The following is a 15854-nucleotide window of genomic DNA, read 5'->3' as shown; positions in this document are numbered from 1 at the left end:
TTGGGATGAATTATTTCGAGTACTAAACGTATGAATATTGCTTCAGTTAAAACATCCTATTTTGAGCCATGGCTACAGTTCAACCATCCAATGGTAAGACAATTAGCGTTTACTATTGCTAGTCCCAATTTACTTTGTCATCTTCCCCAAAGTCTCACTATTCAGCATAACTTTCAATTACACCCTGATCAGATTTGGGAACAACATTTTCAGAACTATTTACCACGTTTAAAACAACTCGACGAAACACCAGAACCTTTACTTCAGTTTATGTCTCGGCTTAAAAGCACACGCTTAGGCTTACGTTTTGAAAATTTACTTTGGTTTTGGTTACAAGAAGATCAATATCATTCTTATCAGTTATTAGGTCATAGTATTCAAAAAATTGAGGGCGCAAAAACTTTAGGGGAGCTCGATTTTTTAGTTTTAAATAAAGAAACTCAACACGTTGAACATTGGGAAGTTGCCCTAAAATATTACTTGGGTGAAGGTCAATTAAATTTAGAACAGTGGATTGGCCTAAACAGAGAAGATACTTTGAGTAAAAAGCTTTATCACTTTACCGATAAGCAGTTTCAGTTTTCAGAAGCTTTAGGTTTTAAAGTTCAACAGCGTTTTGCTGTACTAAAAGGTCAGCTCTACCTTCCCTTAAATTCAGCTCAAGATCAATCGATTCCAGACTGGGTAAATTCAACCCGTCGTCTCGGATTTTGGGGAACAGTGATTCCTAACTCTAATTTTTATCGTCTAGAGAGACATGAATGGCTTTGTCCAAACAAACAAGCAAGTTCAAACACTGCTTATTGGTGGACTGACGGTTTATATTATAGAAACACCGAGAACACTCAGTTTTATATGTTTAGACATCCTCCTCTCTTAAGCTTAGGACTCGACAGCGACGAAAAAATGCCACTTTACAAGTAGGTATAGCTTATAGAAACAATTTATAACGTTTTTACTATTAAACAGTCATGTTTCTTTTTACGTTTGTTTTTTAATCTAAATTTACTTCATTATTAAATTTAAACGGAGAAAATGATGAAAAAAGTTTTAGTCGCGTCTGTAATGATTGCATTTGTATTAACTGGCTGTAATACGTTCAAGGGTTTTGGTAAAGATGTCTCTAAAGCTGGTGATGCTGTAAGTAATACCGCACAAAAAACTGAGAATAAAATGTAAGTTATGCACAGCTTCGGAAAACCTTATCACTTCGATAAGGTTTTTTTATTTTTAAATACCCAACCTTCAGAGATTCGCCTATTATATCGGACTATATTTCACCTACTCATCATGTAGTTTCCGGTATGAACCACTCAGACACTCTCTCGCTTAGTTTAGAACTTTTACAACAGCCTTCTGTTACTCCTATTGATCATACTTGCCAAACGATTATGGCTGACCGCTTAGCTAAAGCTGGTTTTCACATTGAACCTATGCGCTTTGGAGATGTCGATAATTTATGGGCTCGACGCGGCACTGAAGGGCCTGTGTTTTGTTTTGCAGGACATACCGATGTTGTTCCAACAGGCCGTCTAGAAGCATGGAATTCAGACCCATTTGCACCAGAAATTCGTGATGGCAAACTCTATGGTCGTGGTTCAGCTGATATGAAAACTGCGTTGGCAGCTATGGTGGTCGCATCTGAACGCTTTGTAGCAAAGCATCCAAATCATAAAGGCTCAATTGCTTTTTTAATTACTTCAGATGAAGAAGGCCCTGCTGTTAACGGTACAGTTAAAGTTATTGAAACACTTGAAGAGCGTAATGAAAAAATTACATGGTGTTTGGTTGGTGAGCCATCAAGTACAAGTAAATTAGGTGATATTGTTAAAAATGGCCGTCGTGGTTCTTTAAATGGCGTACTACATGTTCACGGTAAACAAGGTCACGTGGCATATCCTCACTTAGCTCGCAATCCAATTCATGAAGCTTCGGCTGCCCTAGCACAGTTATGCCAAACTGTTTGGGACAATGGAAATGAATATTTCCCTGCAACTTCATTCCAAATTTCGAATATTCATTCAGGTACTGGTGCAACTAACGTTATTCCAGGTACTTTAGAAGTTACTTTTAACTTCCGTTACTCAACAGAAGTTACAGCTGAACAGCTGAAACAGCGTGTGCATGAAATTTTAGATAAGCATGGTTTGCAATATGAGATTGACTGGAACTTATCTGGTTTGCCATTTTTGACTCCAGTAGGTGAATTAGTTAATGCTGCTCAAACTGCTATTCTAAATGTAACTGGCGCTGAAACTGAGTTATCGACTAGTGGCGGTACATCTGACGGTCGTTTCATTGCGCCAACAGGTGCACAAGTTTTAGAACTGGGTGTTCTAAATGCCACTATTCATCAAATTAATGAACATGTGGATGTACATGACCTTGATCCATTAACTGATATTTATGAGCAAATTTTAGAAAACCTACTTGCTTAAAATATTAAAGATCAGTAATTAGATAAAAAGCATCCTCTTTAGGGTGCTTTTTATTATTTTTAACTGTGAGTATATTTTTTAAAAATCTTAAAATAAGATTCTTATTTATTAACCTGAATAATTTATTTTCATAATCTTTATAGAACTTCTTTTGAGTTCTTATCTATCCATTTCAATATAGTAGGCCAGACTTCCTTAGCAGCATTTTGGCTCAAAACAATTCGGCTATGGGAATAATTTTCCAAGTTATTATTAGAGTAACCAAATTCACGAAATACGTTATTTTGATTTTCAAAAGCTTCTAAGTATTTATAACATCCTTTAACTGGTGCAATAAATTTATCGCCAGTTCCACTAATAGAATATATTGGGACTCTAATAGAGCTCATATGTTTTTTATAATCAATATTTTTAAATTCACTCATAAAATTTTGCTTTAAATTCCAGTTAAACCATGGCCGCATGGTGTAGTAGCTTTCATTTACTCGTCCTAATTTAAATTTATTAGCTGGTATCTGACCTAGACCTTTAACAACAAGTTTTGCAGAAAAGAGTTTAATAAAGTCAAAAGAGTTATTTACTGCCCCAAATGCTTGGCAAGCTATAAAAGTAATACTTTGGATATTCTTTAAATATTCTGGATAATTAATCAAGAACATTGTTAAGCATAAACCTCCGCCACTATGGGTTACACAGTGTAAAGAGACTATATTAAAATTTTGATAAATATAATGAAATGCAGTCTTATATTCATATAAAGCAACAGTTTCAAAATTAAATGGTATATCTGTTTTTGGGCTTGTACCGTGCCCTCGCCATTCTAAAATAAAACACATATACCCATGATTTGCCAAATAATCTGCAATACCCATACAAACAGTCTTGTCTGAAAAAGCACCATGAGATAAGAAAATTGCTTCTTTTTTTATCAGAGTGTTTTCGCTTTTAGCAATTTCCCATAAAGCAAACTCACCATGGTCATCTGTTTTTAAAATATGCAGCTCTTTATGAATTGACATTTATTTTCTACTGTTGCAAAGATTTTATTCTAGGTTGACTTAATAATGCCTGAATAAGTGGAGTATAAAACTCGCCTTCATTAATAAGTTTAATATATTCATCACTATGCTCTATCCAACCTTCTTCGGCTAATGCATCCCAAATAGGCTTATAATCGAGTTTAATATCGCTATTAAAAATTTTCTCGTACTTTTTGGTGTTAATTTTCATTTCCTGTAATGCTTGAAATATCCAAATTAATTTTACGTCTTCAGGATCATGAACAAACATACGTTCAACAGGAAGTTTATTTAAAGATATTGCATTGTAGTATTCAGTTAAGTTTCGATGATTCATTGCTGAAACAGATTTAATGCTTGATGAGTTAGGTTGCAGTCTCATATTAACCGCTGCATAACCTAATCCACTCATTGTGGTCATTTTACTTTGCCCATTGGCATCTAAGCAGTCTCTAAGGTTGTCTTCATATAAATATTTCTCTGAAACTAATTGGTTATTATCTTCTTTTTCCCAATCATATACTGTTTTTTGTTTATAGCCTTTGCTTATTAAGAACTGTTTAGCAATGTTATACATTTCAATTTTCTTCTCAATAGAGGGCGTATTTTGCTTTTGTTTTGTCGCAAAGTCAGAACGACCAGCGATATTAAGCTCATAGTGAGTAATATGTTTTATTCCTGATTGAACAATACTTTCCAAGTCTCCTAGCATTGCCTCAACCGTTTGATTTGGCCAGCCATAGATCAAATCGACGTTACAAGATAAAGAGTACTTATGGAACAATTCAATTGCATCAAAAACCTGCTTTCTCGTTTGTTTTCGACCGCTTGTAGCGATTAACTCATCATTAACCTGTTGTACTCCCATACTGACACGGTTAAAACCTGCATCTTTAATTGCTCTTATTTTATCTTCATTAAAAAGTTGAGGGATACCTTCTAATGTCATTTCTATAGGGCTAGATATACCAGCATTGGGAAAAAGAGAAGATACAACCTTAGTCAGTTTCATATAATCATTAGGCTGAAGTAAATTAGGTGTACCTCCCCCTACATACAAACTTTCAAGCTTAGCTCCTTGATAAAATTCTTTATATAAGTGGGCTTCCCTACTTAAAAAATCCAGATAAAAGTCCATTTCCCGCTTACCTTTATAGTCTTGTGTTGGGAAAAGACAGAATCCACAATGAGGTGGATCAGTAGGAATACAATATGGAATGCCTAAATACAAATTTATGGACTTATATTGAGCATCTGTATTTAATAAAAAGTAATTATTTTCCTCTTCCTTTAAATCTGTTTTCCACATTTTAGGTGAAGGATGAGTATGTAAAACTTTATTTGATAAATGTCTTACTTTATTTTTTTGGATGAAATTTTTAATTGCAACAACGTCCATAGTCACTATATTTTTCATTATATATCAATAAATATATTGTATTTAAATATAATATATTACGCAATTAATTTAATTCTTTCAAACATCAGAATTTTTATTTTTATAAATTTAATCTAGATCAAAAATTTTGGATTTATATAATAAAAAAATAGGCATAAATTTAGATATTTTAAAAAATAAAAAATCTATCTTTTAGTATTGTTAATATATTATTTAGTCATCATAAAAAAAGGAACTCATTTGAGTTCCTTTTTCTTTATAAACCTAGCGTTTTTTCAATATATTCTAGGTTTGGTATATGGTAGCGTCGATCTTGCATTCGCACATATTTAAATACTGTTGGGTGCTGTTCAGCTTCCTGACGCTCATCTACTTCATCGACAATTTCAGAAATACGTAGACGAACAGAAAGTGGCATTGTTTTACACATTAATGCAAAACGTTGGCTAATATCTTCCCCTTCAATAACCAATGCTACAGCATATTGATCAGTTTCGTTATGGACTGAGTAGATAGGTAGCTTTACATCATGCCACTCAATATGTTTTACGCCATTTCTTACGTCCATAGCGGATAACACAATATTTTGGGGCAACAGCATAGGTACCTGATCATTACATTCAATGATATAGGCATCAATAAAACCAGTTGAAACCGTAATAAGATGCTGTAGCTCTTGCTGGTCCATATTACCGATCAAAGATGTATTTACACTACCTTTCATGATTTGACCTCGCTTTCAAAAGCTACAAGTAAAGCATCGATATTCTCTAGTAACTCTTCCTCTTGGAAAGGTTTACCCATATATTGACTTACACCTAACGAGAATGCTCGTTCACGATGTTTTTCACCTGTTCTGGATGTAATCATAATGATTGGCATGTATTGATGCATATCATGATGTCGTACAAGATTAAGTACTTCGAAACCATCCATACGTGGCATTTCAATATCAAGTAGCATTAGATCTGGCTTAATATTTTCTAGCTGCTCTATGGCATCCACACCATCTTTAGCAGTAACAACATCGTAGCCTTGGCGTTCAAGTAATCGGGACGTTACCTTACGTACAGTTACCGAGTCATCGACAATCATAACGAGACGGCGCTCGTCTGATTCACGTTGTCTATATACTGCTTCATTAAGCTGCTTATGACGCGGCGTAGACTGAATTTGTCGCGCAATATTTTGTCCGTCTAAAATTAAGCAAACCTGTCCATCACCTAAAATCGTGGCACCTGCAATTGCTCCAATGCTAGCGAACTGTTGACCAATTGGTTTCACTACAATTTGTGCTCGAGAACCAATTAACTGGTCAACAAGCAAAGCCACAGTTTGGCCATTGTTGGCTTTAATCATTAAGACAGGTAATGAATACATCATGCCATTTAGTCGTGGCATTGGTTGATTACCAACAAATTCTGAAAGATAACGTAATGGATAACGTTTATTTTCATACTCGAATAGTTCTTTAGGACTTTCAAAATACTGCTCTAAAGAAGCTGGCGAAACTCGAACAATTCGATCGATTTGAGCAAGTGGAATCGCAAATTGCTGATCTGCTACTTTCACCATTAAGGCATCACTTACAGCTACAGTGGTCGGTACACGAATAGTAAATGTGGTTCCCTTACCGTAAACAGAGTCAACGCTAACATGTCCACCTAAAGCCTTAATATCGCTTTGTACGACATCGAGTCCAACACCACGTCCAGAAATTTGAGTAATCTGTTCTGCAGTACTTAAACCTGGATGGAAGATCAGCTGTAGAATGTCTTGCTGTTCCAAGTCCTGTTCAGGCTTGATCAGACCCGCGAGTAGTGCTTTCTGGCGCACTTTTTCAACATCAATACCTTGTCCATCATCGCTAAAGACAACGACAACATCTGTACCTTGACGTTGAATGTTAAGTTCAATACGCCCTGCTTCCGGTTTATTTGCTTGTTGACGCTGTGCTCGGTCTTCTAAACCATGGTCAATTGCGTTTCTAAGCATATGCTCAAGCGGCGTCACTAAGCGTTCTAAAATGTTACGGTCTAACTCACCTTCTGTATTATTTACAAAAAGCTCAGCAGGTCTGTTCAATGCGGTAGATGTCTGACGCACAATTCGCTGCAAACGCGGTAACAAACGCGAAAAAGGAACCAGTCGTGTTCGCATCAAACCTTCTTGAATTTCTGCCTGAATTCGTGACTGTTGTAAGAGCAGACTTTCTGTATCTCTGATCTTATGAGATAACGTATTTTTAAAGTCGACTAAGTCCGATGCAGATTCAGCAAGAGATTTCGATAACTGATTTAAAGATGAATATTGGTCCATCTCTAAAGGGTCAAAGTCGGTATAACGAGAGTGCTCAATACCATGTTTGGCAATAATTTGTGTTTCTAACTCGCCTTCCATTCGACGTAACTGATCGGCAAGTCGTTGAATAGCCAATTCCATTTCAACCAAGGTATGACCAAACTGGCTCAAGTCCATTTCAATTCGTGAACGGTTAATCGAGTTCTCACCAGACAAATCAATCATCTTCTCGATCAAGTCTGCTGAAACACGGATCATTTCATTGTTCTGATCCAGACGTTCTGTTTGCTCCCATACGCCCATCATTGGCGGCGGTTCTGTACCATCACCTTGTATAAAGGTCATCACAGGTTCTGAGCTAAACAAATCAGTTTTCGTTAACTTAGCCGGGATTTGGATATTCGTTTCAAAGAATTGAATATTTTCTAAACTTTGCTGTAATCCATCGAAATGCTGATAGTTGTGCTTGAAAATAGCATCTTTTAGCCATGCAACTGCACTTTCGAGCAAATGGTCATAAATATTTGAGTTGAAGTGATGCAGTGCAAATTGTTCAAATGTATTTTCGAGTTGATAGGCAATGGCGTAGACGGCTTCTAAACCGACCATTCGTGCGCCACCCTTCAAACTATGCACAGCTCTTTGTAATTGAAGCAAGATACTACGGTTTGTACGCTGCTCAAACCATTGTTTCAATAGCACATCAGCCATTTCTAACAATTCAGCAGCTTCTTCTAGGAATGTCTGCTCAACAACAGCAGTAATATCCTGTTCTTCAACTACAGCTTCATTTTCTTGCAATGATGTAACGGATGTTATTGCTTCAACTGGCGTAGCTAGCTCAGTAACAACAGTATCAAATACCTGATCATGATAAGCTTCTAATTCTGCAAGAACAGGCTCAATTTCTGCTGGCACCTCATCTATTAATACTTCAGATATCAGCTCTTGTTCAGAGAATATCTCACTTTCAGTATCAAGTGCTTCAACCATTGGTACAGGTTGGAAGTTAGAGTTTTTACCCGCTTGTTTTAACGCGTTAATGGTGTAAGGAGCTGCATAATCTAGCTGTTGTTCACGCATGATTTGCAGACGGTCAGCCAAGTCATCTTGAACCAAACGAATAAAATCAATTAAAGGTGAGGTTGCAACTAACTGCTTTTGAATTAAACGCTCATATATACTTTCTAATTCATGGGTAATCGAACCAAGATAAGTCGCCTGAACCATATTTGCTCCACCTTTCAAGGTATGCAAATACCGCATTAGATTATTCAGGGCTGCAAAGTTTTCTTGCTCACCGACCCAAATATTGAGATCGGTATCAATTCCCTCAAGTAGCTCATCAGCTTCTTCAAGAAAGATATCTAAAAGGTCAGCATCAAAGTTTCGATTTATCTGTGTAGAGGAAATATACTGGCGATCTTGCTGTACACTTTGGCTTAATACAGTCCAGTCAGCAGAGTCTGAGAGACTCTCTAGCGTAACAACAGCTTCTAGCTCTGGTTCAATATTGAATAATGGCTCAACAGAAATCGAATCTTGCTGAGACAGATCATTTTCAATGCTCGGAGTATGTAGCGTATAAAGTTTTAATTCTTCTAGAATACTTTGATGTTGCTTAACAATACCGACTCGCTGACCAGCAGCCAAGGCATCGAACAATTGAATAAGCTGTTGATGCGCTTTTTGATAAATCTCAAAAATATAGTCTGATTGCAATAACACAGGTTTATCAAGCAATACATCATAGCTTTCTTTCAGTTGGCTAGTATATTCATGCAAACCAAGCATTGCTTGAGAGTGTGTATGTTGTAACAACAGGTCAGCCTGTTCACTTAGACGTTCAAGATAGCTTGGAAATTCATTACGAATTCCTTTCTCAAAATCTAATTCTGCATCTAGTAGCTCAGAAACATCTAACAGCAATAATTGTGATACCAAGCCATGAGACGGCGTTAATGGATCTGTTCGATCACCATGTTGCTCAACGTAAGCATCCCATGATTGATTAAACTGCTGTAATCTCGCTTCAAGCTGTTCACTTGAACTACGGTTAGATAGTAGTTCTAAGCTATCTCTAATAAACTCACGATATTGTTGTAATAATAAAATCTCATCTGAGTTAGAAGAAAGCTCTTCTTGCAATAGTATTTTAAATAAGTGCTCAACTTTGGTACTGGCGTCAAAAATTGTTTCGACCTGTGCCATTGCAGAACTACCACGTAAAGTATGCAACGCGCGTATTAAAGCATTATAGCTCTCATACTGGTGTAGCTCTTGATCTAAGAACTGGTGAATTGTAGCTAAATGCTCCTCCGCCTCTTCCATAAACAAGGTCAAAGTTTCATCTAGATTTATTTCAATTCCAGTATGTGCATCTTGAGTGATTGGCTCAACTAATGAATCTTGCTCGATGTAATCTAGCTCAAGTCCAGTTACTGTTTCAGCAGTAAGCGTATTTGAAAGTTGTAAAAGCTCTTCTAAAGCAGGTTCTAAACTTTGCTGTTGTTGTAGTTGTTGGCCTAATAAAATAAGCGGTCTAAAATCTACTGCATGTGCTCTTTTTTGCTTAAAGTTATCTACTAATTTAAGGAAATAGAACTTAAACACTAACTGAACATAGCTCTGGATAGCTGGAGTCAACTTAAGGCTTTGATTGATTACTCGATTGAGCGTATCTTCAACTGTCCAAGCAAGCTCAGCTGAAGATTTAGCACCGATCATTCTTCCAGAACCTTTTAAGGTATGAAAATGGCGGCGAATTTCAGTGAGCGTAGCAGTATTCTCAGACTGCATCCATTCATTTAGCAATGGTTGCAAATCAACAAAAATTTCTTCAATTTCTTCGACGAAAATGTCAAGAAACTCAGCATCTTGTTCAGAATAGCTATCTTCAGGTAGCGTCATTGCTTCAGTTAAAGTTTTTAATATTTCTTTCATAGCAAAGGCTTCTTTTGCTTACCCCCTGAGTGGGGAAAACTACAGAGTCAACACCAGAAAAATAGCTATTTCCCCAATATTTGTCTGGCGCTGCTCATACTTTTAAAAGAATAGCTATTATGAGAATAGCTATTCTCATCCCCCAATTTAGTCAGGTAATTTAAAGTCCGTTACTGACTCACGTAATGACTCCGACATGTTCGCCAATTCAGATACAGAACGAGCAGTATCGAAGGTTGCCGTTGTTGTTTGTGAAGTAATTTCTTGTACAACTGTCATGGTTGCAGCAATATGACTCGCAGAAGCTGATTGAAGTTTTGCTGCATCAGAAATGCTCGCAATTAAGTTTGCCAAGTCACCCGATACTTTTTGAATTTCGTCGAGTGCAATACCCGCATCTTTCGCCAAGTTAGCACCACGTACAACCTCTGTTGTCGTTTGCTCCATTGAGATAACAGCTTCGTTGGTATCCGTTTGAATCGTTTTAACAAGCGTTTCAATCTGTTTCGTCGCTGAAGCAGAACGTTCTGCAAGACGCTGGACTTCGTCGGCAACCACGGCGAAACCACGACCCGCTTCACCGGCCATAGATGCTTGAATTGCTGCATTTAATGCAAGGATGTTTGTTTGGTCTGCAATATCGTTAATGAGCGATACGATGTTACCAATTTCTTGTGAAGACTCACCCAAACGTTTAATACGTTTTGAGGTTTCCTGAATCTGTTCACGAATGGTATCCATACCCTCAATAGAACGGTTTACGACTTGTGCACCATTAGATGCAATAGATACCGAACGTTGTGCTACGTGGGCAGATTCAGAAGCGTTCGCAGATACTTGGTCAATAGACAATGCCATTTCGTTCATTGCCGTTGATGCACCTGCAATTTCTTGTGCTTGGTGCTCAGATGCCTCTGCTAACTGGTTGGTAATATTTTGAGTATCTTGCGTATAGCGAGCAACTTCTTGTGATGTTTCATGGATTCGAGATACCAAGTCTCGTAATTGGTCAATCGCAAAGTTAATCGAGTCGGCAATCGCACCAGTAAAGTCTTCAGATACTGTTGCATATGAGCGTAAGTCACCATCTGCAAGATCGGCAATTTCGTCAAGTAAACGTAAAATCGCATTCTGGTTACGATCATATTCTTCTTGTAATGTCGCTACACGTTGTTTATCGGCTTTACTACGAAGAGATAAAAGCTTTAAGACAGAACCAATTAAGCCAATAAGCGATAATGTAAGCAACGCAACTAATGCAAAAGCCTGCCAACCGTACTGTGTTTGATCTGAAAGTTCACCTAATGCAGTTAACATTGCATCAGATTGAGAGAAGATCTCACTAGATGATTGACGTACGTTTACGATCTGGTTCGTATTTTTGAGAACAGATGTCGCGGCAGATTTTAAAACTTTATCATACTCAGTTTTAATACCTTCCAAAGATTCACGCACTTCTGGGGATTCAACTTTAGCTACGCCTAATTCAGCATTTCCGTTTAGCTGCGCATCTAAGTACACACCAAAAGTCTCAATATCGACACTAAAGTCATGCGCTGAGTTTTCAGAGTTCTCTGTACCAACGAAAACGGAGTTAATAGAACGCAAAATACGTTCCGCAATAAATACCTGGTTTTTAGCAATCACGACCTGACTACTTGGTACTTTTTCACGGACCATCTTATCAACCATCAAGTTATATTCAGCTTGAATCTCAGGAATAGAATCACTAATCGAGATATTCATATTATATAACTGGTTAATTACGTTCTGTTGTGATGAAATCAAGTCAACGTCATAAGACAAAGATTTCCACAGAGTCGCTACTTTCTTATACTCTTTTGAAGATGTGCCATAAATATTTTCGACATTTTTGATATTTTTGGCGAAAACTTGACGCGATTCAATTAAGTCTTTCATCGCTTGAGGCGAACCAGAAGCTGTTGCTTCCGTAGCCTGTCTAGAAATCGTTTGTGATAATAAACGTAACTCACCCATACTACGGGTTAATTCGTTATGTCGAGGTACACTATAAAATAAATAAGCGAGCGAAGTTGAAGCTAATACTAAACATGCAGACGCTACATAAAGGATAGGCTTGGACTTTTTACTTTCCCCAAATAAACTGGCATATTGGTCAATTTGTGACTGGATTTTCGCAACAAAGTTGACATTCGATTTTTCGTTTACACCACGATTGCCACTTTTCTTTTTAAGTTTAAAGCCCATACAGCTTCTCCCCAGAAAAATACGCTGTTTATTAACAGCATAAAAATTAGTTTATAAATTTTGTCGATGCATTCATATAATGTGGGTTTTGCAATAATCGACTAAATAAAAAGACATGCCAGTGCTGATTGTGCTGGTGAAAATAACCTTGGCAATATTCTTTTAAATTTTCCTCCAAGTTTAAACTTTGAGAAAAAAAGCTTTTTTTATTAAAGTGTTGGATCCCCAAGACCTGATCAACAACCAACCCCACATATTGGTCGTGATGGCTAATACATAACACTTTTTGGGCAGCCGAAAATGAACTTCGTTGCCCTGAAATAAAATGTGCCAAGTCAGAAACTGAAAGTAATCTTCCCCGAATATTTGCCAATCCCTTTACCCAACTTTGGGTATTTGGAACAGGTGTATATTTTGGTGGATAGATTACTTCTGACACTTCCCCAAGTGGTGCGACGAAGTATTGCCCTCTCATTTCAAAAGCAATTCCTGACCATCGCTCTGCTTCATTTTGGACTGAAGCGTAATTCTTGTTACCTCGTTTAGACAAACGAAGTAACTCGATAAATCCGTTCGCGGCCATACTCGATCCTATAAGACGGGTCTAGATCCCGCCATTTATGTTTTTATGAATGGATGAGTTAATTTAGAAATTGTTTAATTACATCGATCAATTGCTTTTCTTCAATTGGCTTAATCAAGTAATCAAGCGCGCCTTGACGTTTGCCCCATACTCGGTCAGTTGCCTGATCTTTAGTACTCACAATAACCACTGGAATATGCTTAGTGTCTTCATCACGAGTAATCTGACGTGTCGCCTGAAAGCCATTTACACCAGGCATTACAACATCCATTAACACTAAGTCAGGCTGTTCTGCTTTTGCCAAAGTTACACCATCTGCACCATTAGATGCTTCAAGTACATCATAGCCATGCTTGGTTAGAATTTCTCTAAAACGATAAGTTTCTGTTGGTGAGTCATCAACAATAAGAATACGTGCCATTTCTTTGCCCTTAAATTACTTAATTATGAACTTACATGATTACGAATCGCATTTAGCAATTCATCTTTGCTAAATGGTTTCGTCAAGTATTCATCTGAACCTACCACACGCCCTTTTGCCTGATCAAATAGACCATCTTTACTAGAGAGCATGATAACGGGAATGTTCTGATAACTTTGAGAGTTCTTAATCAGAGCACAAGTTTGATAACCGTCTAAACGAGGCATCATGATATCTACAAAAACGATATCTGGATTAGCTTCAGCAATTTTAGATAAAGCTTCAAATCCATCGACAGCAGTAATCACTTCACAACCTTCACGTTGCAATAATGTTTCTGCTGTACGGCGAATAGTTTTTGAGTCATCAATAACCATTACTTTCAGATTTTGGAACGCATCTTCCATTTAATCTTCCATCCCCATAACATAAAATATAAATGCAATTTAACTTAAATTTGTTTTTACAGATTTATACGCATTTTTAACATATCTATACTTCTATTTTCAATGAAAGGTTTTTGTCTACTTTCTCATTTATAAACAATAACTTTTAACCTCATCACACTTTCGAAAAAATTATCATTTTTTTTATAATATTAATATTTTTATTCAGTTAAATAATAACTAATATATTTAAGATTAACTATTTAAAAATAAGTGGCTTAGCTTTCTTTTTTGGGGAATTTTATGAATAAGCGGATGAAATACGCCTTTTATAGGAACTGCTTGTCTGTATTTATAGGCATTGCCTCCTGCGGGGCACTGTTTTTATCTTCCCCAACTTTAGCTGCCAATGACACTCCTAAAGCTGTCTGGTATCGCTATTATGATCAACATGGCATTGCCAATATCAGCACATCTGTAACCCCAGCTCATATCCGCTATGGATATGAAGCACTCGATCAAAATATGCAGGTCATTAAAAGAAATCATCCCTATAATTCAGAGGCTGATTTAAACCAATCCTCTCAGCGTGCATTATCAGCTCGGTACAGAGAAGAAGATAACAAGTTAAAAAAAGCATATAGCAATAGTAAAACTGCGGTAATTAAAAGAGACCAAGCTTTATTGGCAATAAAAAAACAAATGAATTATCAGCAAGAACAACTCAATCAGTTACAACAAGATAAAATTTTATTTAAACGTCAGGAAATGGAATATTTTCGTAAAGGTGAAAAAGTTCCTGAAAGGCATAAAACTTTGATTGAAAATAATCTAGTTAACATTTTAAAAGTTAAACAAACACTTGAAATACTTTCAAAAAGTTATAACCGCACTAACAAAGAGTATGAAAATATTATCGAACGTTTAAAAAAGCTTGAATAAGCGCACAGCTTTATCAAGAATAGGGGCAAAATAAAATTTGAATTACAGGATGATGCTGTATGCGCACAACGCATCTCACCCCTTCTACTTTTTTTAAATTAAGCTTGATCAGCCTGAGTTTGATTTTGGCTGCATGTCATCAGCAAGAAGCACCAAAAACAACAGCATCTGAACCTAAAAAAATTGAACTCATTCCTCAAGATTTAATTTCTGTAAAACAAGGTTCGCTTGCTGCTCAAACTGCTTTTACAGGAACTATTCGTGCAGTACAGCAAAGTTCTATTCAAGCTCAAGTCAGTGCGACAGCAACATCCGTTAATGCAAATGTAGGTCAAAAAGTACAAAAAGGCCAAGTTCTAGTCAGGTTGAATAATCAAGACAATGCTGCACGTTTAGCTCAAGCTGAAGCCAATCTTGCTTCTGCTCAGGCACAAGCAGAGCTCGCACGTAATTTAATGAATCGAAAACAAAGGTTACTCAATCAAGGCTTTATTGCCCGTGTAGATTTTGAACAGAGTCAAGTAGATTATAAGGGTCAACTTGAAAGTGTTAGAGCTCAACAAGCCAATGTTGATATTGCAAAAAAAGCTGACCGAGATGGCATTATTACGAGTCCTATTTCAGGTGTTATTACTAAACGACAAGTTGAACCGGGACAAACTGTATCGGTTGGGCAAACACTATTTGAAATCGTTAATCCTGATCAATTAGAAATACAGGCAAAGTTGCCTATTGAGCAACAATCTGCACTAAAAGTCGGTAGTTCTATTCAATATCAGATTCAGGGTAATTCAAAACAATTACACGCCATACTGACTCGAGTCTCACCTGTAGCAGACCAAGATAGTCGTCAAATTGAATTCTTTGCGGCTCCTAAAGAAGCGATTGATTCATTAAGTATCGGTGCATTCATTAATGGCATTATTTTGCAAAGTGATCGCAATCAAGGACAAACCATTCCTTTAGATAGTATTCAAAACCTGCAACAAGATCCTTTCGTATGGGTAATACGCAATCAGACTATTCAAAAGGTCAAGATTCGGGTAATTGAGCAACGTTACAATGAAAACATTGCTTTGGTACAAGGTTTACAAAGTACAGATCAAGTAAGTCGTATTCAGTTTGAAGATTCTGATATCAATAAAAAAGTGACGCTTACAGCCGAAAAAAATAAATAAGGTAGCAAATAGCTT

At 36.8% G+C, this 15854-nt stretch carries 13 protein-coding genes; 5 read left to right on the top strand and 8 right to left on the bottom strand.

Features of this window, described 5'->3' with window-relative positions:
* Positions 1–30 precede the first annotated feature (30 nt).
* The 3 genes from ACH8JV_RS07545 to dapE all read left to right on the top strand — a co-directional run bounded on the left by ACH8JV_RS07545 (position 31) and on the right by dapE (position 2438).
* Positions 31–924: a DUF1853 family protein gene (locus tag ACH8JV_RS07545; RefSeq protein ID WP_396520511.1), complete on the top strand. Its 894-nt coding sequence runs from the start codon at positions 31–33 to the stop codon at positions 922–924.
* 111 nt (positions 925–1035) lie between these two features.
* Positions 1036–1179 carry an entericidin A/B family lipoprotein gene (locus ACH8JV_RS07540; protein ID WP_002051109.1) on the top strand — a complete coding sequence of 48 codons (144 nt, stop codon included), beginning with the start codon at positions 1036–1038 and terminating at the stop codon, positions 1177–1179.
* Positions 1180–1304: 125 nt separating this feature from the next.
* On the top strand, positions 1305–2438 hold the full coding sequence (gene dapE, locus ACH8JV_RS07535; RefSeq protein WP_396520509.1) for a succinyl-diaminopimelate desuccinylase: 1134 nt from the start codon (positions 1305–1307) through the stop codon (positions 2436–2438).
* Positions 2439–2575: 137 nt separating this feature from the next.
* Here dapE and ACH8JV_RS07530 read toward each other — a convergent pair whose 3' ends face one another.
* The 8 genes from ACH8JV_RS07530 to pilG all read right to left on the bottom strand — a co-directional run bounded on the left by ACH8JV_RS07530 (position 2576) and on the right by pilG (position 13740).
* Positions 2576–3457: an alpha/beta fold hydrolase gene (locus tag ACH8JV_RS07530; protein WP_396520507.1), complete on the bottom strand. Its 882-nt coding sequence runs from the start codon at positions 3455–3457 to the stop codon at positions 2576–2578.
* Positions 3458–3464: 7 nt separating this feature from the next.
* A complete protein-coding gene (locus tag ACH8JV_RS07525; protein ID WP_396520505.1) occupies positions 3465–4874 on the bottom strand; it encodes a coproporphyrinogen-III oxidase family protein in 1410 nt (469 codons plus the stop codon).
* Between the two features lie 238 nt (positions 4875–5112).
* Positions 5113–5580: a hypothetical protein gene (locus tag ACH8JV_RS07520; RefSeq protein WP_343569653.1), complete on the bottom strand. Its 468-nt coding sequence runs from the start codon at positions 5578–5580 to the stop codon at positions 5113–5115.
* A complete protein-coding gene (locus ACH8JV_RS07515) occupies positions 5577–10100 on the bottom strand; it encodes an Hpt domain-containing protein (protein WP_396520503.1) in 4524 nt (1507 codons plus the stop codon). Before ACH8JV_RS07515 ends, ACH8JV_RS07520 begins: the two co-directional genes overlap by 4 nt.
* Positions 10101–10247: 147 nt before the next feature.
* Positions 10248–12329 carry a methyl-accepting chemotaxis protein gene (locus ACH8JV_RS07510; protein ID WP_396520501.1) on the bottom strand — a complete coding sequence of 694 codons (2082 nt, stop codon included), beginning with the start codon at positions 12327–12329 and terminating at the stop codon, positions 10248–10250.
* Positions 12330–12375: 46 nt separating this feature from the next.
* Entirely contained in the window at positions 12376–12912 is a 537-nt protein-coding gene (locus ACH8JV_RS07505; protein ID WP_263614516.1) for a chemotaxis protein CheW, read from the bottom strand.
* Between the two features lie 58 nt (positions 12913–12970).
* Positions 12971–13333: a PleD family two-component system response regulator gene (locus tag ACH8JV_RS07500; protein WP_004705774.1), complete on the bottom strand. Its 363-nt coding sequence runs from the start codon at positions 13331–13333 to the stop codon at positions 12971–12973.
* Between the two features lie 23 nt (positions 13334–13356).
* Complete coding sequence (pilG, locus tag ACH8JV_RS07495) at positions 13357–13740, bottom strand: twitching motility response regulator PilG (RefSeq protein WP_263614517.1); 384 nt, start codon at positions 13738–13740, stop codon at positions 13357–13359.
* A 282-nt stretch (positions 13741–14022) separates the two neighbouring features.
* Between pilG and ACH8JV_RS07490 the strand changes: the two genes are divergently transcribed.
* A complete protein-coding gene (locus tag ACH8JV_RS07490) occupies positions 14023–14661 on the top strand; it encodes a hypothetical protein (protein WP_396520499.1) in 639 nt (212 codons plus the stop codon).
* Between the two features lie 59 nt (positions 14662–14720).
* On the top strand, positions 14721–15839 hold the full coding sequence (locus tag ACH8JV_RS07485; protein ID WP_396520497.1) for an efflux RND transporter periplasmic adaptor subunit: 1119 nt from the start codon (positions 14721–14723) through the stop codon (positions 15837–15839).
* Positions 15840–15854 lie beyond the last annotated feature (15 nt).

This window comes from Acinetobacter sp. ABJ_C5_2, from assembly GCF_044538485.1.
Taxonomy (GTDB): Bacteria; Pseudomonadota; Gammaproteobacteria; order Pseudomonadales; family Moraxellaceae; genus Acinetobacter; species Acinetobacter nosocomialis_A.
Note: the sequence above shows the minus strand (reverse complement) of the source record. Positions and strands in the feature narration are given on the sequence as shown.